Origin of the sequence: Pseudomonas sp. Q11, assembly GCF_024494355.1 — a bacterium.
Lineage (GTDB): Bacteria > Pseudomonadota > Gammaproteobacteria > Pseudomonadales > Pseudomonadaceae > Aquipseudomonas > Aquipseudomonas hefeiensis.
This window is the reverse complement of sequence record NZ_JAKNQY010000001.1, coordinates 80,669-106,176: the sequence shown is the minus strand read 5'-3', so window position 1 is coordinate 106,176 and position 25,508 is coordinate 80,669. Positions and strand designations below refer to the sequence as shown.

At 61.5% G+C, this 25,508-nt stretch carries 22 protein-coding genes; 10 read left to right on the top strand and 12 right to left on the bottom strand.

The window, feature by feature from the left end; all coding sequences use genetic code 11:
• Positions 1-54: 54 nt before the first annotated feature.
• Together MA884_RS00450 and MA884_RS00445 are read right to left on the bottom strand one after the other, a co-directional pair.
• Positions 55-774 carry a FadR/GntR family transcriptional regulator gene (locus MA884_RS00450; RefSeq protein WP_256228410.1) on the bottom strand — a complete coding sequence of 240 codons (720 nt, stop codon included), beginning with the start codon at positions 772-774 and terminating at the stop codon, positions 55-57.
• A 276-nt stretch (positions 775-1,050) separates the two neighbouring features.
• On the bottom strand, positions 1,051-2,787 hold the full coding sequence (locus MA884_RS00445; protein WP_256228409.1) for an IlvD/Edd family dehydratase: 1,737 nt from the start codon (positions 2,785-2,787) through the stop codon (positions 1,051-1,053).
• Positions 2,788-2,980: 193 nt separating this feature from the next.
• Here MA884_RS00445 and MA884_RS00440 point away from each other — a divergent pair, with 193 nt between their 5' ends.
• From MA884_RS00440 to MA884_RS00400, 9 genes are all read left to right on the top strand, one after another.
• Positions 2,981-4,303 (top strand): MFS transporter, encoded by a 1,323-nt coding sequence (locus MA884_RS00440; protein ID WP_256228407.1) that lies wholly within the window; start codon positions 2,981-2,983, stop codon positions 4,301-4,303.
• Positions 4,304-4,507: 204 nt separating this feature from the next.
• Positions 4,508-5,500 carry an AraD1 family protein gene (gene araD1, locus MA884_RS00435; RefSeq protein ID WP_256228406.1) on the top strand — a complete coding sequence of 331 codons (993 nt, stop codon included), beginning with the start codon at positions 4,508-4,510 and terminating at the stop codon, positions 5,498-5,500.
• A gap of 12 nt (positions 5,501-5,512) precedes the next feature.
• Complete coding sequence (locus MA884_RS00430; protein ID WP_256228405.1) at positions 5,513-7,093, top strand: aldehyde dehydrogenase (NADP(+)); 1,581 nt, start codon at positions 5,513-5,515, stop codon at positions 7,091-7,093.
• A 235-nt stretch (positions 7,094-7,328) separates the two neighbouring features.
• Positions 7,329-7,625, top strand: coding sequence for a DUF5629 family protein (locus tag MA884_RS00425; protein WP_256228404.1), 297 nt, complete (start codon positions 7,329-7,331; stop codon positions 7,623-7,625).
• Positions 7,612-8,787 carry a lactonase family protein gene (locus MA884_RS00420; protein WP_256228402.1) on the top strand — a complete coding sequence of 392 codons (1,176 nt, stop codon included), beginning with the start codon at positions 7,612-7,614 and terminating at the stop codon, positions 8,785-8,787. Before MA884_RS00425 ends, MA884_RS00420 begins: the two co-directional genes overlap by 14 nt.
• Positions 8,788-8,954: 167 nt before the next feature.
• A complete protein-coding gene (locus MA884_RS00415; protein ID WP_018611529.1) occupies positions 8,955-9,134 on the top strand; it encodes a hypothetical protein in 180 nt (59 codons plus the stop codon).
• A 161-nt stretch (positions 9,135-9,295) separates the two neighbouring features.
• A complete protein-coding gene (locus tag MA884_RS00410) occupies positions 9,296-9,421 on the top strand; it encodes a hypothetical protein (RefSeq protein WP_256228399.1) in 126 nt (41 codons plus the stop codon).
• Between the two features lie 113 nt (positions 9,422-9,534).
• Positions 9,535-9,738 (top strand): hypothetical protein, encoded by a 204-nt coding sequence (locus MA884_RS00405; RefSeq protein ID WP_256228397.1) that lies wholly within the window; start codon positions 9,535-9,537, stop codon positions 9,736-9,738.
• Positions 9,735-9,992, top strand: coding sequence for a hypothetical protein (locus MA884_RS00400; RefSeq protein WP_256228395.1), 258 nt, complete (start codon positions 9,735-9,737; stop codon positions 9,990-9,992). Before MA884_RS00405 ends, MA884_RS00400 begins: the two co-directional genes overlap by 4 nt.
• A gap of 20 nt (positions 9,993-10,012) precedes the next feature.
• Here MA884_RS00400 and MA884_RS00395 read toward each other — a convergent pair whose 3' ends face one another.
• From MA884_RS00395 to MA884_RS00355, 9 genes are all read right to left on the bottom strand, one after another.
• Positions 10,013-10,615, bottom strand: a complete 603-nt coding sequence (locus MA884_RS00395; protein WP_256228394.1) for a glutathione S-transferase — start codon at positions 10,613-10,615, stop codon at positions 10,013-10,015.
• On the bottom strand, positions 10,612-14,253 hold the full coding sequence (locus MA884_RS00390; RefSeq protein WP_256228392.1) for an AAA family ATPase: 3,642 nt from the start codon (positions 14,251-14,253) through the stop codon (positions 10,612-10,614). Before MA884_RS00390 ends, MA884_RS00395 begins: the two co-directional genes overlap by 4 nt.
• Positions 14,250-15,494, bottom strand: a complete 1,245-nt coding sequence (locus tag MA884_RS00385; protein ID WP_256228391.1) for an exonuclease SbcCD subunit D C-terminal domain-containing protein — start codon at positions 15,492-15,494, stop codon at positions 14,250-14,252. The genes MA884_RS00390 and MA884_RS00385 overlap by 4 nt, the downstream gene beginning before the upstream one ends.
• A gap of 299 nt (positions 15,495-15,793) precedes the next feature.
• The gene (locus tag MA884_RS00380) at positions 15,794-17,431 is read right to left on the bottom strand and encodes a BatD family protein (protein ID WP_256228389.1); all 1,638 of its coding nucleotides are present in this window, start codon (positions 17,429-17,431) and stop codon (positions 15,794-15,796) included.
• Complete coding sequence (locus tag MA884_RS00375; RefSeq protein WP_256228388.1) at positions 17,428-19,164, bottom strand: VWA domain-containing protein; 1,737 nt, start codon at positions 19,162-19,164, stop codon at positions 17,428-17,430. Before MA884_RS00375 ends, MA884_RS00380 begins: the two co-directional genes overlap by 4 nt.
• Entirely contained in the window at positions 19,161-20,240 is a 1,080-nt protein-coding gene (locus MA884_RS00370; RefSeq protein WP_256228386.1) for a VWA domain-containing protein, read from the bottom strand. Before MA884_RS00370 ends, MA884_RS00375 begins: the two co-directional genes overlap by 4 nt.
• A complete protein-coding gene (locus MA884_RS00365) occupies positions 20,233-20,727 on the bottom strand; it encodes a DUF4381 domain-containing protein (protein WP_256228385.1) in 495 nt (164 codons plus the stop codon). The genes MA884_RS00370 and MA884_RS00365 overlap by 8 nt, the downstream gene beginning before the upstream one ends.
• On the bottom strand, positions 20,724-21,668 hold the full coding sequence (locus tag MA884_RS00360) for a DUF58 domain-containing protein (protein WP_256228383.1): 945 nt from the start codon (positions 21,666-21,668) through the stop codon (positions 20,724-20,726). The genes MA884_RS00365 and MA884_RS00360 overlap by 4 nt, the downstream gene beginning before the upstream one ends.
• Before the next feature lie 10 nt (positions 21,669-21,678).
• Positions 21,679-22,638, bottom strand: coding sequence for a MoxR family ATPase (locus MA884_RS00355; protein WP_047225799.1), 960 nt, complete (start codon positions 22,636-22,638; stop codon positions 21,679-21,681).
• 531 nt (positions 22,639-23,169) lie between these two features.
• On the opposite strand from MA884_RS00355, the gene MA884_RS00350 reads away from it, so the two are divergent.
• Positions 23,170-23,538, top strand: a complete 369-nt coding sequence (locus MA884_RS00350; protein ID WP_079305541.1) for a DUF6124 family protein — start codon at positions 23,170-23,172, stop codon at positions 23,536-23,538.
• 245 nt (positions 23,539-23,783) lie between these two features.
• Here the strand turns inward: MA884_RS00350 and MA884_RS00345 are convergent, their stop codons facing one another.
• Positions 23,784-25,490 (bottom strand): ATP-binding cassette domain-containing protein, encoded by a 1,707-nt coding sequence (locus MA884_RS00345; protein ID WP_256228381.1) that lies wholly within the window; start codon positions 25,488-25,490, stop codon positions 23,784-23,786.
• Positions 25,491-25,508: the final 18 nt, after the last annotated feature.

The following is a 25,508-nucleotide window of genomic DNA, read 5'->3' as shown; positions in this document are numbered from 1 at the left end:
GTGCCTGGGGAAAGATCGCAGCCTCGTTGCACTCGGCAGCTCCTACAGGGGATGTCAGGCGGGATCGTTGCCCAGCACCACATTCAGTGCGCTACGTGCATCGTCAAGCTGCACCAGCGTGGCATGGCGGGCACCGAGGGCGTCGCGGTTTTCGATGGCGGTGAGGATCGCCTTGTGTCGCGGCATCGCCAGCTCATGCAGGTTGGGCCGCTGGTTGGAGTGCTTGAGTGCTTCGGCGATTGCAACGGACAACATGTTGCACAGGTTGGCGAGCAGGTCGTTGTGGGTGGCGTCGGCGATGCGGCTGTGGAAGTCCAGGTCCGGTTGCAGCACGGCCTCGGGGGTCGGAGCTGCTTCCATGCGTTGGTAGGCTTCACGGATGGCGGCGAGGTCGGTCTCGTCGGCGAACTGGGCGGCGAGGGCTGCGGCCGCTGGTTCGATGATGCTGCGCACACTGGTCAGCAGGTTGAAGAATTCATTCTGCGGGCTGCTCTGCATCAACCAGTGCAGCACATCCGGGTCGAGCATGTGCCATTCCCGACGGGCCTTGACCACCGTGCCCACGCGCGGGCGCGAATACACCAGGCCCTTGGCGACCAGCACGCGTGTGGCTTCGCGTAGCACCGGGCGGCTGACCGCATACTCTTCGCACAACAAGGCTTCGGCGGGCAGTTTATCGTCAGGTTTGAAACGCCCGGAGACGATCTGCATGCCCAGTTCCTGGACGATGCGCGCGTGCATGCTTTTGCGGTCGGAGGGTTTGCGGTAATCCATGGGACGCGGCGCGATCCTGTGCGGGGGGGGTGTTGCGCATGATAGCAGGCGCGGCGGATATGCATCAGGCCAAACCCTTGGGCCTGGTGACCTGTGGCCAGAGCTTGCTCCCGCTGGACTTGTGTAGGAGCTGCCGAAGGCTGCGATCTTTTGATCTTTTGATCTTTTGATCTTTCGCTTGAGATTCAAGTGTCCTTGGAAAGATCGCAGCCTCGTTGCACTCGACAGCTCCTACACGGCTCCTACACAGCTCCTACACAGCTCTCCCATAGGGGGTCAGTGGGAGTGACGCGGCACCTCGGCGCCGCGGCAACCGACCAGGAAGTCGAAGTCACAACCCTGGTCCGCTTGCAGCACGTGGTCGATGTACAGTTGACGGTAACCGCCCACTAACAGGTTCTGCGGTGGCGGCAGGTCAGCCAGGCGGGCGGCGAGTTCGGCGTCCGGGATGTCCAGGTGCAGGCGGCCGCTGGCGCAATCGAGTTCGATCCAGTCACCTTCCTTCACCGCCGCCAGAGGTCCGCCGGCGGCGGCTTCCGGTGCCACGTGCAGCACCACCGTGCCGTAGGCGGTGCCGCTCATGCGCGCATCGGAAATACGCACCATGTCGGTCACACCCTGGGCCAGCAGCTTGGCCGGCAAGCCCATGTTGCCCACTTCGGCCATGCCCGGATAACCCTTCGGTCCGCAGTTCTTCATCACCAGGACCGAGTTGGCGTCCACGTCCAGTTCCGGGTCGTTGATCCGTGCCTTGTACTCGTCGAAGTTCTCGAACACCACCGCACGACCGCGATGCTGCATCAGTTCGGCGGTGGCGGCGGACGGCTTGAGCACCGCACCGAGGGGCGCCAGGTTACCGCGCAGTACGCAGATACCGCCGTCGGCGCGGATCGGGTTGTCCAGGGTGCGGATGACTTCGTCCTGGCCATAGATCGGTGCGTCCTTGGTGTTTTCACCGAGGCTCTTGCCGTTGACGGTCAAGGCGTTCGGGTTGGGAATCAGGTTGGCTTCGCCGAGACGCCGCAGTACGGCGGGCAAACCACCGGCGTAATAGAACTCCTCCATCAGGAAGCGCCCGGACGGTTGCAGGTCGACGATGGTCGGCATGCCGCGACCGATGCGGGTCCAGTCGTCCAGGTCCAGTTGCACACCGATGCGTCCGGCAATGGCCTTGAGGTGGATCACCGCGTTGGTTGAACCGCCAATGGCCGCGTTGACCCGGATGGCGTTCTCGAAGGCTTCCTTGGTCAGGATCTTCGACAGTTTCAGGTCTTCCCGGACCATTTCGACGGCACGCATGCCGGACATGTGGGCCAGCACATAACGCCGTGCATCCACCGCCGGAATCGCCGCGTTGTGCGGCAGGGACGTGCCGAGGGCTTCGGCCATGCAGGCCATGGTCGAGGCGGTGCCCATGGTATTGCAGGTCCCGGCCGAGCGGGACATGCCGCCCTCGGCCGCAAGGAAATCATCGATCGTGATGGTGCCGGCCTTGACCTGTTCGCTCAATTGCCAAACCACCGTGCCCGAACCGATGTCCTGGCCCTTGTGCTTGCCGTTGAGCATCGGTCCGCCGGTAACGACGATGGCTGGCACGTCGCAACTGGCGGCACCCATCAGCAAGGCTGGCGTGGTCTTGTCGCAACCGGTGAGCAGTACCACGCCGTCAATCGGATTGCCGCGAATGGCTTCCTCCACGTCCATGCTCGCCAGGTTGCGCGTCAGCATGGCGGTAGGGCGCAGGTTCGACTCGCCGTTGGAGAACACCGGAAACTCCACCGGGAAGCCCCCGGCCTCGATCACGCCGCGCTTGACGTGTTCGGCGATCTGCCGGAAATGCGCGTTGCATGGCGTCAGCTCCGACCAGGTGTTGCAGATACCAATGATCGGCTTGCCATGAAACTGATGGTCGGCGATGCCCTGATTTTTCATCCAGCTGCGGTACATGAAGCCGTTTTTGTCGGCGGTGCCAAACCATTGGGCCGAGCGCAGGGAGGGTTTCTTATCAGACATGATCGATTCTCTTATTGTAAGACTATATTGTTTTAGCTTGCGCCTAACATAAGCGCAATCTGCTCGGTTTGGAAGTGTTGTTGGGTAAATAGTATTACTATATAGTCCGATTCAACGGAGGGGTTGTCCTAGCGTTCATTTGCCAGAGAAATCCCCCAGGGTTCTATAACAAAAACAATCGGAGACCGGTCCCATGAGCCAGGAATTGCGGCTTATTCGCCGCATCACGCTGAAACTGATTCCCTTCCTGATCCTGCTATACCTGATCGCCTACGTGGACCGTTCCGCCGTGGGTTTTGCCAAGCTGCACATGGGCGCCGACATCGGCATTGGCGACGCCGCCTACGGCCTGGGTGCGGGGCTGTTTTTCATTGGCTATTTCCTGCTGGAGATCCCCAGCAACCTGATGCTGGAGCGCTTCGGTGCCCGGCGCTGGTTCGCTCGGATCATGGTCACCTGGGGTGCTATCACCATCGGCATGGCCTTCGTGCAGGGGCCTCACAGCTTTTATGTGATGCGCTTTTTGCTCGGCGCGGCCGAAGCCGGGTTCTTCCCTGGCGTGCTGTACTACATCACCCAATGGTTCCCGGTACGCCATCGCGGCAAGATCCTGGGCCTGTTCATTCTGTCTCAGCCCATCGCCATGATGATCACCGGTCCCGTGTCCGGCGGCTTGTTGGGCATGGACGGTATCCTGGGCCTGCACGGCTGGCAGTGGTTGTTCATCGTCATCGGTATGCCGGCGGTCCTGCTGACCTGGCCGGTGCTGCGTTATCTGCCGGACGGTCCGCAACAGGTGAAATGGATGGACCAGGCCGAGAAGGACTGGCTGAATGGCGAGCTGAAGAAAGACCTTGAGGAATACGGCCAGACCCGTCACGGCAATCCGCTGCACGCCTTGAAGGACAAGCGTGTCCTGCTGTTGGCGCTGTTCTACCTGCCGGTGACCCTGAGCATCTACGGGTTGGGGCTGTGGCTGCCAACGTTGATCAAGCAATTCGGCGGCACTGACCTGGTAACCGGTTTCGTGTCCTCGGTGCCCTACATCTTCGGCATCATCGGTTTGCTGATCATTCCTCGCAGTTCCGACCGCTTGAACGACCGCTACGGTCATCTGGCCGTGCTCTATGTGCTGGGGGCCATCGGCCTGTTCCTCAGTGCCTGGCTGACGGTGCCGGTGTTGCAGCTGGCGGCGTTGTGCCTGGTGGCGTTTGCGCTGTTCTCCTGCACGGCGGTGTTCTGGACGTTGCCGGGGCGCTTCTTTGCCGGCGCCAGTGCGGCGGCCGGTATCGCGCTGATCAACTCGGTGGGCAACCTGGGCGGCTATATCGGGCCGTTCGTGATCGGTGCGCTGAAGGAGTACACCGGCAACCTGGCGTCGGGTCTGTACTTCCTGTCATGCGTGATGGTGTTTGGCCTGGTGTTGACCGGCGTGGTGTATCGCCTGCTGGAGCGCAAGCATGTGCTGCCGGCGGATCAGTTCGCGGCCAGTGCCCGGGGGGCGACGCGGACCTGAGGTCACTGTGGGAGCGAGCTTTTGTGGCGAGGGAACTTGCTCCCGCTCGACTGCGTGTAGGAGCTGTCGAGTGCAACGAGGCTGCGATTTTGTTCCAGACAATTGAGTCCTGAGCGAAAGATCAAAAGATCGCAGCCTTCGGCAGCTCCTACACAACAAAAGCCTGCTACGCCTATTCAAGTTTTGTTTACAAGGAGAAAATATATGCGTTTAGTTCAGTTCGAATTGAATAACGGCGAGCGCCGCGTCGGTGTGGTCGACGGTGAGCAGGTGCGCGAAGTGCAGGGCGCCCGGACCGTGCGCGACCTGGCTCTAGCGGCGATCGAGGCGGGCGTGAAGCTTGAGCAGCAGGTCAACAGCCTGGGCCTGGGAACCGCCCATGATTACCCGCAGTTACTCAGCGAACTGCGCATCCTGCCACCGCTGGACCATCCGGACCCGGCGCACCTGCTGGTCAGCGGCACCGGCCTGACCCACCTGGGCAGCGCCTCGGCCCGGGACAAGATGCATCAGCAGGCCGGCGACGAAGCGGCCATGACCGACACCATGCGCATCTTCAAGTGGGGCGTGGAGGGCGGCAAGCCTGAAAGCGGACAGGCCGGTGTGCAACCGGAGTGGTTCTACAAGGGCGACGGCAGCATCGTGGTCCGTCCGGGCCATCCGTTCCCGCTGCCACCCTTTGCCGAAGACGCCGGCGAAGAGCCGGAAATCAGCGGACTGTATGTCATCGGCCACGACGCTAAGCCTTACAGACTGGGCTTTGCAGTGGGTAATGAGTTTTCCGACCACGTGATGGAGCGCAAGAATTACCTGTACCTGGCCCATTCGAAATTGCGCAGTTGCAGTTTTGGCCCGGAACTTCGCGTGGGTGAACTGCCTCAACATCTGTCCGGGACCAGTCGTATCCTGCGTAACGGCCAAGTGCTGTGGCAGAACGAATTCCTCAGTGGCGAGGCGAACATGTGCCACAGCCTCGAGAACCTTGAGTTCCACCACTTCAAGTACAGTCAGTTCCTGCGTCCGGGTGACGTGCACGTTCATTTTTTTGGCACCGCGACCCTGTCGTTCGCCGACGGCATCCGCACTCAGCCGGGGGATGTGTTCGAAATCAGTCAGGCCGAATTCGGCGCACCGCTGGTCAACGGCATTGCCCCGGTGGACGCGGTGTTCAACCCGGGTACTATCGGCACACTTTAAAGGAGACTTGCGATGAACCAGATCCTTGGTCACAACTACATCGGCGGCGCGCGCAGCGCGGCCGGCCAGACTCGCCTGCAGAGCGTCGACGCCAGCACCGGCGAGGCCTTGCCCCATGAATTCATCCAGGCCACGGCCGAAGAAGTCGACGCCGCTGCCAAGGCCGCGGCTGCCGCTTATCCGGCCTACCGCAGCCTGAGCGCGGTGCGCCGGGCCGAGTTCCTCGAAGCCATTGCCGATGAACTGGATGCATTGGGCGATGAATTCGTGGCCGTGGTCTGCCGGGAAACTGCGTTACCGGCGGCGCGGATCCAGGGTGAGCGCGGTCGCACCAGCGGTCAGATGCGTCTGTTCGCCAAGGTCTTGCGTCGCGGCGATTTCTACGGCGCGCGCATCGACCGCGCGCTGCCTGAGCGCACGCCGCTACCCCGTCCAGACCTGCGCCAGTACCGCATCGGCCTCGGCCCGGTGGCAGTGTTCGGCGCCAGTAACTTCCCCCTGGCGTTTTCCACCGCCGGTGGCGACACGGCGTCGGCCCTGGCGGCCGGTTGCCCGGTGGTGTTCAAGGCCCACAGCGGCCATATGGCGACGGCCGAGTGGGTGGCTGATGCGATTATCCGTGCGGCCGAAAAGACTTCGATGCCGGCCGGCGTGTTCAACATGATCTACGGCGGCGGTGTGGGCGAATGGCTGGTCAAGCATCCGGCGATCCAGGCGGTAGGCTTCACCGGCTCCCTCAAGGGTGGCCGAGCCCTGTGCGACATGGCCGCCGCGCGGCCACAACCCATCCCGGTATTCGCCGAGATGTCGAGCATCAACCCCGTGATCGTATTGCCGCAAGCGCTGGAGACCCGCGCCGAGAGCATCGCACGCGACCTGACCGCCTCGGTGGTGCAGGGCTGCGGCCAATTCTGTACCAACCCGGGCCTGGTGATCGGCATTCGCTCGCCGCAGTTTACCGCCTTCACCCAGCAGGTGGCCGCGCTGATCGGCGATCAGGCCCCGCAAACCATGCTCAACGCCGGCACACTGCAAAGCTACGGCAAGGGCCTGCAGAAGTTGCTGGCCCACCCGGGCATCGAACATCTGGCCGGGCGTGCGCAACAGGGCAACAAGGCCCAGCCGCAGTTGTTCAAGGCTGACGCCAACTTGTTGATCAACGGTGACGAGGCGCTTCAAGAAGAAGTGTTCGGCCCGACCACGGTCTTCGTCGAAGTGGCGGACCAGGCGCAACTCAGCGCCGCGCTGCACGGCCTGCACGGTCAATTGACCGCAACCATGATCGGCGAACCAGCGGATTTCGAGCGGTTCAGCGAATTGACTCCGTTGCTGGAGCAAAAGGTTGGTCGCATCCTGCTCAACGGTTATCCAACCGGTGTCGAGGTCTGCGACTCGATGGTCCATGGCGGGCCTTACCCGGCGACTTCCGATGCCCGTGGGACTTCGGTGGGTACGCTGGCGATCGATCGTTTCCTGCGCCCGGTGTGCTTCCAGAACTACCCCGACAGCCTGTTGCCCGAGCCGTTGCAAAACGCCAACCCGTTGGGCATCCAGCGGTTGGTCGATGGGGTGTCGGGGCGCGAGGCGCTCTGATCACAGTCAGGCCGTTGCATTGAGGTTGAATGGGCTGCCGCTATCGCGAGCAGGCTCGCTCCCACAGTGGATTAGTGGTGAATACAAGTTTTGTGTTCGCTGCAAATCCAATTGTGGGAGCGAGCCTGCTCGCGATGGCGATCTGTCAGCCAACAGCGTTTTCGAATCTTATGACCCAAGGCCCACTCCGACATTGGGTTATCATGAGCACTTTCCCAACGACCGACTGATCGCCATGACTGCCGTAACTGACACTCTGCTGGAAGCCCTCGAACACTGCGACATGCTGATCATCGACACGCTGTACGCTTTCAATTTTGCCTTCGACGATCAGGACCAGTTGCACGTCGAGTGTATGAACGGTCGCACCCTCGAGCATTGGCGTTTCACGCCGGACCAAATGAAGGCCGCGACATTCGACAACGTCTCGAAGCGTTGGAGCATCAGCAGTGATGTGGGCGACCACCACCTGGAGTGCGTGGAAGCAACCAGCGGCCACGACGATGAGGAAGACGAACATGAGGACGCGTAGTTTCTGGCCCTTGTTGATGGCCGGCAGCGTGGGCGCCATGGGCGTCCAGGCAGAGACCGATGAGCGCCATCAACTGCTGGTGGGTTCCTATACCGCCGGCCAGAGCCAGGGCATCTACCGTCTGCAATTCGACAGCCGCAACGGCCAGCTCGACGCCCAGCCGTTGCAAGTGATCAAGACCGACAACCCATCGTGGCTGACCCTTTCCAATGACATGAGCCGGCTGTTCGTGGTCAATGAAAACGGACCGGGGCAGAAAGACCCGGTGGGCAAGGTCAGCAGCTACGCCATTGACCCGAAGACCCATGAGCTGAGCCTGATCAGCCAGGTGCAGTCATTGGGCAACGAATCGACTCATTCGAGCCTCAGCGGCGATGGTCGGCATTTGCTGGTCAGCAACTATTCGGTGATGGAAGACCCGGGTGGCACCCTGGCGGTGCTGCCGGTTGGGGCCGACGGCAAGCTGTCGTCGGTGGTGCAACTGAGCAGCCATCAACCGAGCCGGGTCAATCCCGAGCGGCAGATGTCCGCCCATGTGCACTCGGCCGTGTCTTCGCCCGATGGCAAATACGTGTTCGCCAGCGACCTGGGAGCGGACAAGGTATTCGTCTATCGATATGACCCCAAGGCTAATCCAGAGCGGCCGTTGACCGCCGCCGAACCGGCATTCGTGCAACTGCCACCCGGTAGCGGGCCACGCCATTTGCTCTTCAGTGGCGATGGCAAGCATGCGTGGTTGACGATGGAAATGACCGCCCAGGTGGCGGTGTTCGATTATCAGGACGGGCGTTTGACCCAGCGGCAACTGGTTGACCTGGCAGCGGGCAAACCACAGCCAGGCAGGGCGGCGGCAGCGCTGCATGCCTCCAGGGATGGCAAATTCCTGTACGTGAGCAATCGTGGCACCACCAACGAAGTGCTGGTGTTCGCCATCGACCCGGCTGCCGGCACGCTGAAAGAGCTTCAGCGCCGCTCCGTGGAGGGGGATCATCCGCGGGAATTCAGCCTCGATCCGAGCGAGAAATTCCTGCTGATCGCCAATCAGAAGAGCAACCAGATCGTGGTCGTTGGGCGTGATCCCCAGACCGGCCTGCTGGGGAAAACCGTGCAGAAGCTGGCGATGGATGCACCGAGCGATCTTAAGTTCATGCTCCGTCAATAGACTCATCAATAGACCGCAGGACCCGATTCCCGGGGCCTGCGCCGTTGTATCAACGAGACTGATAGTCGCTAGTAGTGCAAAGCATTTCAAAGCGAGACGCCTCGGCGCGTAAGTTTGCTTCACGGCCCAACCGGGCAGATAAGCCAACTCATCCGAGGACTACCGACATGAATCTGAATCTCTTTTCTGTGATCGCTGCTTCCGCTATCTCCGCCACCGTGGCGCTGCCAGCCAGTGCCAGCATCGAAATCAGCGACAAGAAAAACCGCACCCAAAGCTACACCGAAAAATACCTGCAACAGAGCGCCAACTTCTACGCCGCGCTGGACCACAAGACCCAACACTGAACCGAGCTTCAGATTGAAGCCTGCGATCTTTTCATCTTCTAGAAGAGAAAAAATCGCAGGCTTTGCCTGTTCCTATGAAAAACTTGCTGTAATATCACTTAGCCATGTGTTTAAATTTGACGCTAGTAAATTGACTCCTTCTCCAACAAGAGATCGACACTATGGCGATGCGTCTGGCGGTGATGCTGCTGTTTCTCTATTCCACCCCCATTGTCTCGGCTGCCCAGCCGACCCTTGGCGAGCCGGACGTTGCCCGTGAGCGATTATTGAGCCTGCTAAGCGACTGAGCGGGCCGGGTCACAATCAATAGAACTGATGACTGCTATGCATAATGTTTGCTATTTGTTTCGGTTTATTTGATTGATTCTGTGGGCATCGAAACGTGCCCACGGAGAACCCCATGGCCAGCGCAATCCTTTCTTCTGCCAAACAGGGCGCCTACATAGCCATTGGGCTTTACGTGGCATTGGTGCTGGGGGTCAGCCTTGGTGTCCAGTACCAAGGCTTCATTGACACACCCCTTCAGGCTTCCCGGCCTTCCGCTGCCGCTGAACATCATGCTTCCGCTGAACATGGCGTTGCCAATGCGGCTGTCGGCGCATGAGCCGGAGCAGATTCTGGGTGATCGCGTTTCTGGCTTTGATCACCAACGGTTTTTCTTTGTTGGGCATGGGACAGGCTTCGGCGGGATCCCTGGCGCGGACCATCGAGTGCAACCACAACATTGCCCAGAACATCCTGGTTGCCAAGGCTTTGGGAGCGATGATGGGGAGTGCGCCGATCAAGCCCAGGATTGCGTCATTTGGACCATTTCTGGTGGATTGCGCAAAGGCTCGAATCTGTGGCGCGGCGATCTGATCGCTTTTGTGGCAAGGCAGTTACTTGGCCATGATCGCCACGAAAAGCTCAGAATCCAGAAAGCGTTGCAGCCAGCGCTGCAAATGAGGGTAGGGCGCTTGGGCAAACCATTCGCGGTCCACATGAGCAAACTGCCGCACGAACGGCATCAGCGCCACATCGGCCAGGCTCTGGTGATCGGCAATCAGAAAGGACTGCGTGTCAAGTAACCCTTCCAGTCGACGCAGGAAGACCTCGCCCTCGGCCCGATAATGCTCCAGAGGGTATTCGGGATGGCGCTCGGGGTATTTGTAGCGGTTCAGATGAAGCTTGAAGACCTGATCGTTCTCCTCGATCAGCGCTGCCGTCAACGCCTGGCCTTTGAGGTCGCCGCGCAATCTCCAATTATCCGGATCGTGCTGCGCCAGGGCCCAGTTCATGATCTCCAGGCTCTCATCGATCACCCGTCCATCAACCTGCAGCACCGGCACCGTGCCCTTGCTGGAAAGCGCCAGCATCTCGAGCGGCTTGGCCTTGAGGCTGACTTCGACAATGTTCAATTCGACCGCGCTGTAGCGCAACGCCATGCGCGCCCGCATCGCGTAGGGACAACGCCGGAAGGAGTAGAGCGTGGCGCGGCTCATTTCACCTCCACGGTACTCAAGCCATTACCTTGACGACGAACCTGGATCTGCACCGGGATCCGCTCATGCATTTCCTGCACGTGGGAAATCACCGCGACCTTGCGCCCTTGGGCTTGCAAACCGTCGAGAGCATCCATGGCCAGTTGCAGGGATTCAGGGTCCAGGCTACCGAAGCCTTCGTCAATGAACAGCGATTCGATTTTCAGCGTGCTGGACGCCATCGAGGCCAGGCCCAGCGCCAGGGCCAGGGAGACGAGGAAGGTTTCACCACCGGACAACGAATGCACCGAGCGCAGTTCATCGCCCATCTCCGTGTCCATCACCAAAAGCCCCAGCATGCTGCCACCGCGTTTGAGCCGGTAGCGTCGCACCAGTTGTCGTAGCTGGACGTTGGCGTGATGCACCAGCAAGTCGAGGTTGTATGCCTGGGCCAGCTTGCGGAAGCGGTCGCCGGTGGCCGAACCGATCAGCGCATCGAGTCGCGCCCAGCGCTGGTATTCGGTATAAGCCTGTTCGATCTGCTGGGCCAGGGCCTGGTTGGCGTTCTGCCTGCGCTGGTCTTCGGCCTGTTCGGCGCGTAGCTCGGCGCAACGTTGTTCGCTGACGGTAAATTGGGCTTGAAGTTCGGTTAGGGCCTGGGCCAGTTGTTCAGATTCCAGGTTGCCGTTGTGCTGGGCCTGATGGTTTTGCACGCGCTGCTCACGTTCAGTGAGCAACACGCGGGCCTGTTCAATGGCTTTTTCGCTGTTGAGCAGTCGCTGGCGCAGCTGGCCGACACTTTGCTCATCCAGGTCAAGCAAGGCCGCCAGAGAAGTATTATCCAGTTCCGGGTGGCAGGCACGCCATTGTGCGATGCCAGCGGCCAGGGTCTTGTGTTCGGTGTCCAGGGCTTGGGCCTGTTCCTGGCGGGCTTTGAGTTCGGCGGCCAGTTCCACCAGGTTGTGGCGCAACGCTTGCAGTTGTTGATTGGCCGCTGTTTCGGCGTTGTGGGCCTGGTCCAGAGCCTGGTCGAGTTGCTGTTGCCACTGTTCGGCGCTGGTGTGCTCGCCCAGCAGTTGCGTGAGCTTCTGCTGGCAGGCCTGCTGTTGTTCAGTCAGGGCGCTCAGTTGCCGTTGCGCCAACTCCAACTGCTGGAGGCGGGTTTGCTGGCGATCCTGCTCTTTTTCCAGGGTCTGTTGACGCTGAAGCTGTTCGCCCAGCTCGTCGCGTTGCTGTTCCAGGTGCGCCAGGCGTTGAGAGATCTGTTGGTCAAGCTGCATGAAGGTCGCGGCGGGCTCGGTGCGCAGGGCCTGTAACGTGTCTGCCGGCAACAACGCACTGAAGTGGCTCAGTTCCTCGTCCAGGCGCTGGCGATCACGGGCCAGTTCCTGCTGTTGATTGTTCAGGTGCAGGGATGCCTGCTGATGCGCGGTTTCAGCCTGGCGCAATTGCTGCGTCAGGCGCGCGGCGTCCTGTTGCAGGGTCAGCAGGGCGGCCTGGCGTTGTTCGTCCTGGCTGATACGCAGGCTTAGCTGACTGTTTTGCTGCTCCAGCCAGGCGTCGCGTTTGGTCGCATCCTGGGCCAGCAGTTGCGCTGACAGCAGATGGCCTTCGAGGCTGGGCGCCAGACTTTGCTGCTGGCTGGCGAGCTGCTCCTGTTGCTGCTTGAGTTCTTTGAGCTGGGCGATGACGCCGCTGTATTGCGCGCGCAGTTCGATGACCTTTTCATGGAGCGACTCGACGGCTTTGCGCGCGTTGGCCTCTTCGGTTTCATCAAAGCGCCCCAGGCTTTGCAGCAAGGCTTCGGGCTGATGGTAAGGATGCTCGACGCTGCCACACACCGGGCATGGCTGGTCATCCTTGAGCTGTTCGCGCAGTTGTTCAACGCTTTCGCTGCGGGCCAGACGCTGGCGCTCCAGCAGTTGGCGGGTGACGCTCAGGGTCTGTTCGGCAATCGCCAATTCGGCCTTGGCTTCGCTGCCTTCGCGCACCAGTCGGTCGCGCTCCTGTAACGCCCGTTGCTGGCGCTGTTCAAGCTCGGCACCACGTTTGTCCAGCTCTTGCTGGCTGGCCCAGAGCCGCGCCAGATCCTCGAATGCCCGCAGTTGTTTGCGGTTGTCTTGCAACAGATTCGCGAGCAACTGGATCTGCTCGGCCACCGCTTGCGGTTCGGCGTCGGCTTCCTTGTAGAGCACTTCGAGGTTTTGCCGGTGGGTTGCCAGGTCCTCGGCGGCGTGAGCGGCGCTTTGCTCCAGGGTGACGAGTTCGGCCTGACCCTGGTTCAGGCGGTTGCCGATCAGCATCAGCTGTTGGAGGCGATCACGATAGGCCTTCCAGGCGTCGCTCAGCGGCGCCAGGTGAGTGCTTTGCTCGAGCTCCTCGGCGATTCGCTGCAAGCGCCCGGCCACCTGCTTTTGCTGCTCAAGCAGGGTGTCGAGGGTGCGCTGGCCTTCGGTACAGGCGTGTTGTGCGTGTTCCAGGCGTTCGGTGCTTTGGCGGGTGTCCATGCCGAGGCGGGCGAGGGTGCCTTGTTCTTCAAAGGCCTGGCGCAGCAAGGGTGCGCTGTCGGTGCTTTGTTGCCGGGCCGCGGTCAGCGCCAGTTGCGCAGCGCCCAGGCCTTTCTCCAGTTCGGCCTGGCGTTCATGCAGGTCGATCTGTTGCTGGGTGAGCTGCTGAACCTGTACCGCCAAGGGTTCGAGCTGGCGGGTCAGTTCCGTCTGGCGGATGAATTGATGTCGTTGCGGCGCAAGTTGTTCCAGGCGGGTCAGCTTCAGGCGTTCGTCGGCCAGGGCGTTCCAGTCGGCTTGGGCTTGTTGCAGTTGCTCGGCGGCGCTGGCCTGTTGGTCTTGCAACTGGCGCAGCTCCTTGAGCCAGGTGTGTTGCTGCTCCAGTTGCTTGAGTTGCGCCTGTTGGTTCTTGAGCTGTTGCTGGGCTTCGTTGAAGCGCTGGTCCAGTTCGGCGCGAGCCTCGGGGGGCAGCGGTGTCACGCCTGTGGCCTGGTCCTGCAATTGCTTGTGGGACTCTTTGGCCTGTTTGGCCTTGTCGAAGGCTCGCCGGCCCAGTCGGGTATACAGGGCCGTATCGGTGAGCTTTTCCAGCAGCTCGCTGCGGTCGTTGTCATCGGCCTTGAGAAATGCACTGAACTCGCTCTGGGCCAGCAACACGGCACGGGTGAACTGTTCAAAGTTCAGGCCCAGGGCCGCTTCGAGCTGGGCTTTGTATTCGCCTTTCTGGCTCGCCAGCAACTGGTCGTTGTCCAGATCCCGCAGACTCTGGCGACTGGCTTGCAGCTTGCCGCCGGCTTTTTCCCGGGCACGATTGGCTTCCCAGCGCGCCCGATAGCGGCGCCCGTCGATGCCGCGAAAATCCACTTCGGCGTAACCATCACCCGTACCACGGCGCAACAGCGTACGCGGATCGCCCGTGGCGATTTCACCGTCGGCGTCCGGCACCTTGGCGTCGCGCCCGGTGTTGTTGAGGCGCGGCACGGCGCCGAACAACGCCAGGCACAAGGCGTCGAGCAGGGTGCTCTTGCCGGCGCCCGTGGGGCCGGTGATGGCGAACAGGCCGGCACTGGCGAGCGGTTCGGCAGTGAAGTCTATTTCGAAAGGCCCGGCCAGGGAGGCGAGGTTCTTGAGACGGATCGCGAGAATCTTCATGGCTGCTCGCCCTCCATCTGCACGTCTTGCAACAGCACGGCAAAATCCTTGAGAGTCTGTTCGTCCACTTCGTTACCGTAGGTGTCCTGCCAGGCGCGGCTGAACAATTCCTGCGGGCTCAACTGATCCAGTTCGACCAGTGCGGTGCCGTCATCGGTGCTTGCGCTGCCGCCGTTGCCGGCGTATTCGGCGGCGATCCGCACCAGGCGCACGGCTTTGCCTTGCAGGGCGGTTTCCACTTGATGGCGCAGGTCCGGTTGCGGCTCGTCGAGGCGCACCCGCACCTCCAGCCAGGGCTGGCGCTGGGCATCGGCCAACAGGTCGATGTCCGGCAGGTCCTTGAGTTGCACCAGGATCTCGGCCAACGGTGCCGGGCCCAGCCGTTGCAGGTTGACGGCCCGGGGAATCAGGCGCGGCTCGACCTTGACCAGGGTTTCGCCGTCCAGCGTGACGTCGAGGATCTGATGCTGATAACCGATTTCCGAAAACGACAACGGAATCGGCGAGCCGCTGTAGCGGATGCGCTCTTCGCCGTTGACCTTTTGCGGCTTGTGCAAGTGACCGAGGGCGACGTAGCTGATGCTCGGGCCGAACAGGCTGGCGGGCAGGGCCTCGGCATTGCCGATGATCAGGCTGCGTTCGGAATCCTCGGACACCGAGCCACCGGCCATGTGCGCATGGCTGATGGCGATCAGCGCCTGGCCCTTCTTGCGCTTGTCGTTGGCGGCGGCGATCAGCCATTCGTGAACCTGACCGATGCCGCGCAGGTAGTCGTCACCCAGTTGTGCGCCGGTCACCTCGGCAGGCCGCAGGAACGGCAGCGCCAGGCACCACGCCTTGACCTTGCCCTTGGCGTCGGGCAGCGGCAGCAGCAGGCGCTCGACGTCCAGTTGCCCGTCGTCCAGCCACAACACCCGGCCCAGGGCATGGGTGCGCAAGCGGCGCATCAGCGGCGCCGGCAGCTCGATGCGCGAGCCGGAGTCGTGGTTGCCGGCGATCATCACAATGGTCAGGTTGGCGTTTTGTTCATGGGCACTGACGATGAAGTCGTACAGCCGCTCCTGGGCTTTGACCGGCGGGTTCACCGTGTCGAAGATGTCGCCGGCGATCAGCAACACCTCGGGCTTTTCGCAGGCCAATTGACGCAGCAGCCAGTCAAGGAAACAGGCGTGCTCGAAATCGCGTTCCTGGCCGTGCAGGTTTTGCCCCAGGTGCCAGTCGGAGGTGTGGAACAGACGCAAGGTGAACTCCAGAAAACAGATGATGGCCGCGAGAAGAAGGGCGGCTAAAAGATGGAGAGTTTACTGGGAAACAGAGGAGAGGACTTGTTCAACTTCGTCGGATGTACAGGCGACCGGATCCAGAGCGGATCTGGTTGGGCCGGGGACATGATGGATCCTGTGGCGAGGGAGCTTGCTCCCGCTCGATTGCGCAGCCATCGCAAAAAGGGGGTCGCTACGCGGCCCAGCGGGAGCAAGCTCCCTCGCCACAAAAGCCACAAAAGACACAAAAGACACAAAACTTACCCGAAGGCCGCGGATTATTTGGGGTAGAGCGGTGGCAAGCCACTGTCGCCGGTTGGGTCCTGGAAGCCTTCCGCAGCGGGAATGGTGCGAATGGCCCGCCACAAATCTTCACCTTGCCAATGCTGGCCGGTCTCGCTGTAGAGCGCGCCGTTGAGGCCGTCCAGAGCGTCGGACAGCGGCACGAAACGCGCCGCCATGTCGGCCAGGGTTTCCGGTTGCTGACGGGCCCAGGCGTCCAGCGCCTGACGTGTAGCGTGGGTATCGTTGGCCAGGCAGGCACGCTTGAGGTCGTCAAGCAAGGTCCGTGGGCTCGGCCCGGCCTGGGTCGCGCGCAGGATTGCCGGCTGCGAACGGGCGCGCCACCACAGTCCCAAGCCCAGCAGCGTGGTGCAGGCCAGGACAAAGGTGCTCAATTGCCAATACCACAAGGTGTCGCTGTCGACGATCGTCACAATCTGCGGTGTGCTCGTCGGCGTATCCACCATCAGACTCGGGTTGTTCGCCACTTGCAGGGTCCGCGCTGGAAGGCTGGTGCGGTCCAGGTGGTCTTCCAGGGTATTCCACCAAACCACTTCCACCGGCGGCAGTTCAATGGTGCCACTGCGGTTGGGCACCAGGGCCTCGCGGTCTTCACGGCTGCCCACCAAACCGCGTTCACTGCTGCGACTGCTGAGTACCGGTTGGTCGGGATAGCGTCGCAGGCCACTTATTTCAGTGGCCGGCAGGGGCGGCAACTGGGCGCTGGCCAGCCCCTCCGCTTCCAGGGTCAGGCTGCGGGTCAGGGAGTCACCCACCTGGCTGTGGGTCGGTTCCGGGCTCCAGCTCTCGCTCAAGGAAAGGCTGCGCGCCGGCAGCCAGGGCACATCAGCCGGGTAACTGGCGGGCTTGGGGTTGACGGTCAGCCGCAATTGCTCGGAACTGACACGCATCAACTGGCCGGGTTTGGGTCCCGACGGCGCGGCTCCCTGGGCCACCGGCTCGACCAGGGTCGCGCTGAAGGTCTGGGCCGGGATCATCAGTTCGCCGCTGCGCTGGGGGTAGATGCCGTAGCGCAGTTCGATCACGCCGTGGCGTACGTTGTTGATGACCTTTTCGTAGGTACGCGACTCCCCCAGTTGTTCGGTGCGGGCATCGGGGATGTGCAGCGGCGTCAGGCTGCTGTCGTCGTACAGTGACACCGAATGGTAGATGCGCAAGGTCAGGATCGCCTGTGCCTGGACATAGACGTGGGTCTGGTCGAGGCTGGCCTCGATGAACACCGGGGCCAGTTTGCCAGGTTCATTGCGCGTTTCGCTTTCGGTCACTTGCAGGGTGATCGGCTGGCTCGTCACTTCGCCCAATTGCAGGGCTGGAATGACCACGGTGCCACTTTGGCGTGGTAGCAGGGTGACGATCCAGCGGGTGGTGGCGCGATTCTCGCCGTCGAGGGTCGTCAGTTGGTTGACCTGGCGGGTGCCGCGAACATCGAACAGTGCCTGGAGCGGGCTCAGGTCGGGTTTGCCGAACTGTGTGGCGTCATTGGATTCCAGGGTCAGCTCCACGGTCTCCCCGGAACTCAGGCGTCCGCGATCCACACTGGCGGTCAGCTGAGCAGCCTGGATGCCAGCGGCCCAGAGCAGCAACGCGAGGAGATAGGCGGTGAAGCGGGTCATTGGGTTTTTCCCTGGGCCTGATGGCTTTGCTGTTCATACCAGAATTTACGTCTGAGCAGTTCGCCCGGATTATCCGGGATCTGACGCAGCCATTGCTCCAGTGCCTGGCGCTGTTCTTCGTCATTGCGCTGGCCGGCCGCGGGGCGCAGCGGTGGGGTCGTGGTCCGCTCATCGGGCAACTCGCTGCCCGGCACATCCTGGGCGCCGGGCGGTGGCGTTGTCTGGGGCGCCTGGGGGTGTTCCGCCGCCGCAGGTGCTTCGGAGGATGGCTGTCCCGGCGTGGAAGACTGGGCCTGCGTATGGGCAGGCGGCGATTGCTCGGCGGGGCCCGGCTGCTCGCTTTCGGCAGGTTTCGGTTCCTCCGGAGGCGGTGTCTGCTCTTTCAACAGGCTTTCCACCAGAACCTTGTTGGTTTGGGCGGGACGCAGGTCCGGTTGCAGTTCCAGGGCTTGTTCGTAGGCATCCAGCGCGGCCTCCAGTTCGCCGCTTTTGGCCAGGGCGTTGCCGCGATTGTAGTGGGCGCGGGCGTCGTTGCCCTCGGCAAAGCGGCGGGCGGCTTCGCTGTAGTCACCGGCTTCATACAGGGCCACACCTTGCCATTGGTGGTCCTCGAAGTGGACGGCGGCCTCGGCCGGACGTTTCTGCTTGAGCAGGTGCTGGCCCTGTTGATCGGGGCGCAGCCACAGGTCCTGGAGTTCGAAGGCATGACCGGTTTGCGGCAACATCAACAGCAACGGCAGGCAGAACAGCCAGCCGCGACGTCCAGCGCAGGCAGCCAGCAGCAACAGCGGTAGCAGCAGCCAGTAGCCATGGTCCGCCCAGGTGTCCAGGCGCAATGTCTGACCGTCGCTGCGCAAATGGCGAGGACCGTCCAGCAGACCGAGGCCGCGCAGGTCGCTATCGTCCAGGCGCGCCGGGCGATAGCGGCCGTCCAGCCCATTGACGAAGGACTTGAGGCTCGGGCTGTCCAGGCGCGGCACCAGAATCGCGCCTTGGGCATCCTTGAGGTAACTGCCATCTTCCTGGGCCACCGGCGCGCCTTCCCGGGTGCCGATGCCGAGCATCAGCAATTGCGTGGCAGAACCGTCCAGGATCTGGCGGATATGCTCGCGCTCCTGTTCGTTCAACGACGAACCAATCAGCAGGATCCGGCCGTGGCCGAGGCCGCTCTGATCCAGCAGGGCCATGGCCTTGTTGACCGCAAGGTCGGCGCGATGGCCACTTTGCGGCATGATCGAGGGCGTGAGGGCTTCCAAAAGGTTGGCGCTGGTGGACAGGTCGTCGGACAGCGGCACCAGCGTGTGGGCGCTGCCGGCATAGACGATGATTGCCGTCTGGGCATCGCGGCGGCTATGCAGCAAGTCCAACACCTTGCGCCGGGCCTGCTCCAGACGCGTCGGCGGTACATCGGCGGCGAGCATCTGCGGTGTCAGCTCCAGCACCACCACCAAAGGGTCGGCAGGTTTTTGGCTGATCTGTTCGACCCTTGCCCAACTGGGCCCAAGCAGCGCAAGTACCACCAACAACCAAGCCAGGCCAAGGGCAACCCACGGCAGTTTGCTTTCACGGCCGCTGCCGCCACTGAGCAGCACGGCATGAAACGCCGGCGGCAGAATCATCTGCCAGCGACCCACGCGTTTTTGCCGGTGCCACAGTTGCCACAACAGCCACCCCAGCAAGGGCAGCAACAGTACGAACCAGGGGCGCAGCCAGTGCGGCCAGAGGGCGATCATCTGCGTCTCCCCAGGCGCAAACGCTTGAGTCGTTGGCGCCACTCGGAGCGTTCCGCCGGCTGGAATAGCGGCTGGGTAAACAGGCGCTGCAAAGGGTTGTCCGGCCAGCGTTCCCGGGCCGCCAGCAAGATGCTCAACAGCAGTGCGAGGGACAGCGGCCATTGATAAAGCGCCTGGGCTGGGCGGGCCTGGGTCGGTTGCTGGGTCACCGGTTCGAGCTGATCAAGGGTGGTCTTGATCGCCAGCAGCTGTTCTCCATCCTGGGCGCGGAAATACTGGCCGCCCGTGGCTTGGGCAATTTCCCGGAGTGTCGCTTCGTCGAGGTCCAGGCTCGGGTTAACCCCGACAAATCCTGCCGTGCCACTTTCCTCCTGATCGGCGCCAATGCCGATGGGGTAGATTCTCACGTTTTCTTCGGCGGCCAGCCGGGCGGCGGTCAGCGGGTCGATCTCGCCACCGTTGTTGGCGCCATCGGTGACCAGGATCAGCACGCGGCTGTTTGCCGGACGCTGGCGCAGGCGCTTGAGCGCCAGGCCAATAGCGTCGCCGATGGCGGTGTTCTTGCCCGCGATGCCGATGCGCGCTTCATCCAGCCAGAGCCGCACCGTGCGACGGTCGAAGGTCAGCGGTGCCTGGAGGTAGGCCTGGCTGCCGAACAGGATCAGGCCGACCCGATCACCTTCGCGGCTCTCGAGAAAATCTCCCAGCAGATGCTGGACCAGCGCAAGGCGACTGATGTCCTCGTCTTGCCAGCGCATATCGGGAAAGTCCATGGACCCCGAGACATCCACCGCCACCAACAGGTCTCGGCCGCTGGCAGCGATCGGCAGCGGCTCGCCCAACCATTGCGGGCGGGCAGCGGCAATCAGCAACAGCAGCCAGAGCAGAATGAAGGGTGCCTGCTGACGCCAGGTCGGCAGATTGCTCCGGGCCCGACGCCCTACGAGGCCTTCGAGGTCGTCCAGGAAACTGACCCTGAGGGCCGGTTCGCCACTGTCGGCGGCGGGCAGCACCAGACGCATCAGCCAGGGCAGCGGCAACAGCGCGAAAATCCACGGCCAGGCAAACTCAAACATGTTTGCGAATCCAGATTTCGACGGCCTGGGTCAGGCCGGCGATGGCTTTGTCATCGAGCTTGCATTCGGGTTTGTAGGCGCCTTCCACCAGCACCATCCAGCGGGTCAGGCCCGCCGCCGGGCAGCGGTTATCCAGGAAAGCCAGCCATTTACGTCCGTTGAGGGTGTGGCTCTGGCTATAAGGGTAGTGGTTGCGGCACAGGCGCTTGAGCAGCCCGTTGAGCTGTTGCAGCCAGGCGCCAGCAGGGGCGCCATCGTAGGGCTTGGGCAGCAGGGCGAGTTCCGCCAGAGCGGCCAGGCGCGCCGGGTCCAGGGGTTGCTCGGCGCGGGCGGTGGAGCGCCTGGCGGGCATGAATCGGCGCAATCGCCACAGCCCCAGACCCAGCAACGGCAACACCACCAGCAGCAGCCACCAGCCCGGCGCGGGGGGCCAGAAACCGATGGGCGGTGGCGCCATCAGTGGCTGCAGTTGATCGAGACTGCTCATCGGTTTTTCCCCGACCGCTTGGGGTTCAGGTATTCGCGCAACTGGTCAACCATGTCGCCCTGAGTGCTCAGGGGCATTAGCAGGATCCGCAACTTCTGCGCCAGCAATTCCCAGCGTTCCTGGCGTGCCTCGGCTTGGGCGCGATAGGTCTGGCGCAAGTCGAAATTCAGCGTGTCGAGCTCCAGCTGTGCGCCGCGCTGGGCGAAACGCAGCAAACCGGCCGCAGGCAGGGCGTGATCCAGCGGGTCCGAGAGCGGCAACAGCAACAGGTCGCAATGGCGTGACAATAGACTCAATTGCTGCTCGGCGCCGTCGGACAGCGCGCGCTCATCACAGATCACGATGACCAGGCTGCCGGGCCGCAGCACTTCCCGGGCCCGGCGCAGGGCGATGCCGAACGAATCGCGGTCCGGCTCACCTTCGGTGTGCAGCGACTGATTGACCCGCACCAGGCGGTTGAGCAGTTGCAGAAGGCTCTGCTTGCTGCGCCGGGGCTTGACCTCGTAATGGGTGTTATCACCGAACACCAGCCCGCCGACTCGGTCGTTGTGCCCCAGCGCGGCCCAGCCGATCAGGCTGGCGGCTTGGGCCGCGAGCACCGACTTGAACATCAATCCTGAGCCGAAGAACAGCCGATGGCTTTGCTCGATCATGATGAAGATCGGCCGCTCCCGCTCCTCATGAAACAGCTTGGTGTGGGGCTCCTGGGTACGGGCGGTCACGCGCCAGTCAATGGTGCGCACATCGTCGCCGGCCTGATAGACCCGCACCTGATCGAAATCCACGCCGCGTCCGCGCAGCTTGGAGTGGTGCAGGCCGATCAGCGGGCTACGCTGGCCTGGCGTCGAGAACAACTGCACTTCACGCACGCGATGGCGCATCTCGATCAGCTCCGCAAGGCTGACGCGGATACCCGGTACGGGCGCTAGTGGGTTGTTCACGGCTGGCTACTCAAGCGACAGCGACGACATCGAGAATTCGTTGCACGACGCGGTCCTGGTCAATGCCGGCCGCTTCGGCTTCGAACGACAGGATGATGCGATGGCGCAGTACGTCGAACAGCACGGCCTGGATATCCTCGGGGCTGACGAAGTCGCGGCCGGCGAGCCAGGCGTGGGCACGGGCGCACCGGTCCAGGGCGATGGAACCCCGCGGGCTGGCGCCGTAGGCGATCCATTCGGCCATTTCCGGGTCGAACTTGGCCGGCGTACGGGTGGCCATGACCAGTTGCACCAGGTATTCCTCCACGGCGTCGGCCATGTACAACCCGAGGATTTCCTTACGTGCGGAAAAAATTGCCTGCTGGCTCACACGGCGCTCGGGCTTGGTTTCGCCATGCAGAGCCTCACCCCGGGCCTGCTGCAGAATGCGCCGCTCCACTGCGGCATCCGGGAAGCCGATCTTGACGTGCATCAGGAAGCGGTCGAGCTGGGCTTCGGGCAGCGGGTAGGTGCCTTCCTGCTCGATCGGGTTTTGCGTGGCCATCACCAAAAACAGTGGCGACAGCTCATACGTGCTGCGCCCGACGCTGACCTGGCGCTCGGCCATTGCTTCGAGCAACGCCGACTGGACCTTGGCCGGGGCACGGTTGATTTCGTCCGCCAGCACCAGGTTGTGAAAGATCGGCCCCTGCTGGAACACGAAACTGCCGGTTTCCGGGCGGTAGATTTCCGTGCCGGTAATGTCGGCAGGCAGCAGGTCGGGGGTGAACTGAATGCGATGGAACTGCGCTTCAATGCCCTCGGCCAGTTCTTTGATGGCCTTGGTCTTGGCCAGCCCCGGCGCGCCTTCCACCAGCATGTGGCCGTCGGCAAGCAGGGCGATGAGCAGGCGCTCGATGAGTTTTTCCTGGCCGAGGATCTGCGTTGAAAGAAAGGTTCGCAGCGCCAGCAGCGCTTCACGATGTTCCATCGGTGACTGTTCCTGGAAAGGGTGGCTCAGACGTTCGGATAACGTCGGGGCTGGGGGCGTTACTTTAATGCATGGCAGGGGGTGGCGACTAACGGGATTTTGATCGACCGTGTGAATTGTGGTCGGCTTGGAAACATTGTGGGGGTGAGCTTGCTCCTGCTTGAGTTGCAAAGCACGCACAAAATGGGGGGGTGTTTATCCGGACGTAGGAGTGCTCTGGAACAGGCTACGTGGTCTTGCGCCATTGCCTACAACTGCGCCAGAATCCGCCGGCTTGTGCGCTTGGGAGGCAGGTTCTATCGTTTCCGGGTCGCTGATGAATCAGCGATCGGGTTTGGTAGCCCGGTTTTCTGGCGCAGGTGCAGCCTGATATAGGGGGCTTTTCGTCCTCTGTTTTATGGTGGTCATGCGCAGGGCGTCCTTGGACGCGCCGGGTTGCCAGGTAACCGGTCTACCAACCTTCGTATGGCCACCTCCCTTCGTTTGGTAGCGAGAGAGATGGCTCCAATTTTCTAATCTGGAGTTTCATCTATGTTCAAAGTAACCCCCAACCCACCGAACACCGATTCGTCCTCACCGCGCCCAAAAACCAAGTCCCAAAAACACGACGAAGTCACCGACCGAGTCCTCGACCATTACCTAAACCCCAAACCGGACAAACCCGAAGCAGAACCTGCCCCCGGCCAACTCTTCACCGTCAACAAAGACATCGACACCGAAAGCTTGCTTGCCTACCTCAGCGAAACCCTGGCTTCGGCCAATGCCATGGCCAATGACCTGGCTTTCGACCTGGACGGTTCACGCCGGCATTTCCTCCTGGGCATTCAGCAACTGATCGAACTGGGCAGCCTGCTGGCGAATCGTGCACTGGACAACATCGAAACCCGTCAGCCGACATAACCCACGTGGCGAGGGAGCTTGCTCCCGCTGGGCTGCGCAGCAGCCCCAAACCGAGCCGGCGCGGTTCCCCATACACACCGCGCCCGCCGGGCCTGCGACTGCTGCGCAGCCGAACGGGAGCAAGCTCCCTCGCCACAAGGGACTTGTGTCATTCCTTAAATCCTGGGCAAACCGCAAAAACTGGGAGCGAGCCTGCTCCGGCGGCGATCCGACGATGACGGCAGCAGATCCAGCGCCATATTTAGCTAGTTCTGCGTTCGAATCTCATCCACCAGAAGCCTGATTGCTGGCCTGTCGACCAGCTCCCGCCACGGACCATCCTCCACGATTGCCCCGTCATGCATCACAATGACCCGGTCAAACCGATGCAGGTGGTCCACGTCATGGGTGACACATATCAATCCCTGCCCGGCAAAAACGTCAAATAACAGGTCCCAAAGAGGTGTGGTCAGCCTAGGTTCGATGGATGCGCTTGGCTCGTCGAACATATTGAATTTTCCGGGTTTGTTGATCAGGCGCAGCAGCGATAGGCGTTTGGCTTCACCGCCAGAAATATTCGAGGCGTGCTCACTGATGGTCCGCTCAGAAACAATGTCCTGTAGCTGCAGTTTTCGTATTGCCTGATCGAGATGAGGCGACGTTTCAGCGCCAAACAGAACCGACTTTTCAAAAGGACCCTCCAGGAAGCGAGGCTGCTGAGGGCAGTACCGCAATGCATTTAAGTGGAGGCGAGGGTTCAGTTGTGAAACGGGAGTTGCATCGATGCTCAACTGATTTCGCGTTTCTTGATCTAAACCAGCGAGGACTTCCAGCAAGGTAGACTTGCCTGCACCGCTCTGACCGATGATCGCCACTGATTGACCTTGAATAAATCTCAGGCTTTGTCTGATCGATAAGCGAACGTCGCCATTTTCGGTCAGTACGCACGGATCGAGAATCAGTGTTGATGCCCCCCGAAAATTGACTTCCGATTGCCGATTGCAATGGTCAAAATTTGGGAGCAAAAGCAGGCTTTGAAGTCGACGCTGGTCGGCAAGAAACTGATCCAGTACACGATAGCCCTCCGTTAACGCGGCGATATTGAGTAAGTAACTGCCGGCAATGGAAAAAATCGCCACCAGTTGTCCGACACTGATACTGGGCTGGCTCGACAGTTGATCAACAACCCCCCATCCCAGTAATCCACTTGTGGAGAGGCTGATGAACAGAATCTTGGCAGCGCTCAAAAAACCACCCGAGGTTGCCGCGGTCACCGCAGTATTGGCGTAGCACTTGAAGGCCTCGTTTAACGGCTGTGTGGCGGTAGATTCGGCGTTTTCCAGCTTTATTGCTTTGCCTGCATTGAGCGTGCTGTATAAGTGGGCGCTCAATTCATCTTCCTGCTCGTTGACAGCGTCAATGTGCTTCCTGCGCCATCTGATAATTTTGTGGGTGACAATCAGGTAGATAATTCCTAGCCCCGTCATACTCACAAACACTTCAATGCCGCCCATGTAAAGAAAAGCGCCGCCAACGATCAAGAACTCCAAGCACAAAGGCAGTCCGACGGTGACAAAAAACGTCAATAGTTGTTCGTGAGCGGTAATTCCGCGCTCGACAGACTTTATGAAATGACCGATTCGCCATGCATTGAATCGGGCGAACTCCTTGCGCATAAGGTTTGCCAGCCACTCAATGGATGCGGCCATGACAATGTGCTGGACAAGCTTGGATAGGAAATGGATCTGTAGCGGGCTGATAATCGCCTGAGCGCACCCAGCGAGAACAAGGCCTGCCGTAAGCGTGAGCAATATGTTGGCTGTTTCGTGTTTCTCACCGTACAAGGTGTCGACAATGGTCCCCAGAAGTAAAGGTGGGGCGAGTACGATGAGCTTGAGCACTATGATTGTTGCAATGGTGCATGCCAGAAGGGGCGTATGTTTTTTGCAGGCAGTTCTAATGAGCGTTTGCATAGGATGGATACGATCGTC

Excerpts from the sequence above, each read along its gene's own strand:
- MA884_RS00440 (WP_256228407.1), top strand. The coding sequence starts at position 2,981 with ATGAGCCAGGAATTGCGGCTTATTCGCCGCATCACGCTGAAACTGATT.
- MA884_RS00380 (WP_256228389.1), bottom strand. The coding sequence starts at position 17,431 with ATGACCCGCTTCACCGCCTATCTCCTCGCGTTGCTGCTCTGGGCCGCT.
- MA884_RS00375 (WP_256228388.1), bottom strand. The coding sequence starts at position 19,164 with ATGATCGCCCTCTGGCCGCACTGGCTGCGCCCCTGGTTCGTACTGTTG.
- MA884_RS00400 (WP_256228395.1), top strand. The coding sequence starts at position 9,735 with ATGAGCCGGAGCAGATTCTGGGTGATCGCGTTTCTGGCTTTGATCACC.
- araD1 (WP_256228406.1), top strand. The coding sequence starts at position 4,508 with ATGCGTTTAGTTCAGTTCGAATTGAATAACGGCGAGCGCCGCGTCGGT.
- MA884_RS00445 (WP_256228409.1), bottom strand. The coding sequence starts at position 2,787 with ATGTCTGATAAGAAACCCTCCCTGCGCTCGGCCCAATGGTTTGGCACC.
- MA884_RS00355 (WP_047225799.1), bottom strand. The coding sequence starts at position 22,638 with ATGGAACATCGTGAAGCGCTGCTGGCGCTGCGAACCTTTCTTTCAACG.
- MA884_RS00395 (WP_256228394.1), bottom strand. The coding sequence starts at position 10,615 with ATGAGCCGCGCCACGCTCTACTCCTTCCGGCGTTGTCCCTACGCGATG.
- MA884_RS00345 (WP_256228381.1), bottom strand. The coding sequence starts at position 25,490 with ATGCAAACGCTCATTAGAACTGCCTGCAAAAAACATACGCCCCTTCTG.
- MA884_RS00410 (WP_256228399.1), top strand. The coding sequence starts at position 9,296 with ATGGCGATGCGTCTGGCGGTGATGCTGCTGTTTCTCTATTCCACCCCC.
- MA884_RS00450 (WP_256228410.1), bottom strand. The coding sequence starts at position 774 with ATGGATTACCGCAAACCCTCCGACCGCAAAAGCATGCACGCGCGCATC.
- MA884_RS00390 (WP_256228392.1), bottom strand. The coding sequence starts at position 14,253 with ATGAAGATTCTCGCGATCCGTCTCAAGAACCTCGCCTCCCTGGCCGGG.
- MA884_RS00415 (WP_018611529.1), top strand. The coding sequence starts at position 8,955 with ATGAATCTGAATCTCTTTTCTGTGATCGCTGCTTCCGCTATCTCCGCC.
- MA884_RS00430 (WP_256228405.1), top strand. The coding sequence starts at position 5,513 with ATGAACCAGATCCTTGGTCACAACTACATCGGCGGCGCGCGCAGCGCG.
- MA884_RS00370 (WP_256228386.1), bottom strand. The coding sequence starts at position 20,240 with ATGTTTGAGTTTGCCTGGCCGTGGATTTTCGCGCTGTTGCCGCTGCCC.
- MA884_RS00365 (WP_256228385.1), bottom strand. The coding sequence starts at position 20,727 with ATGAGCAGTCTCGATCAACTGCAGCCACTGATGGCGCCACCGCCCATC.
- MA884_RS00420 (WP_256228402.1), top strand. The coding sequence starts at position 7,612 with ATGAGGACGCGTAGTTTCTGGCCCTTGTTGATGGCCGGCAGCGTGGGC.
- MA884_RS00405 (WP_256228397.1), top strand. The coding sequence starts at position 9,535 with ATGGCCAGCGCAATCCTTTCTTCTGCCAAACAGGGCGCCTACATAGCC.
- MA884_RS00350 (WP_079305541.1), top strand. The coding sequence starts at position 23,170 with ATGTTCAAAGTAACCCCCAACCCACCGAACACCGATTCGTCCTCACCG.
- MA884_RS00425 (WP_256228404.1), top strand. The coding sequence starts at position 7,329 with ATGACTGCCGTAACTGACACTCTGCTGGAAGCCCTCGAACACTGCGAC.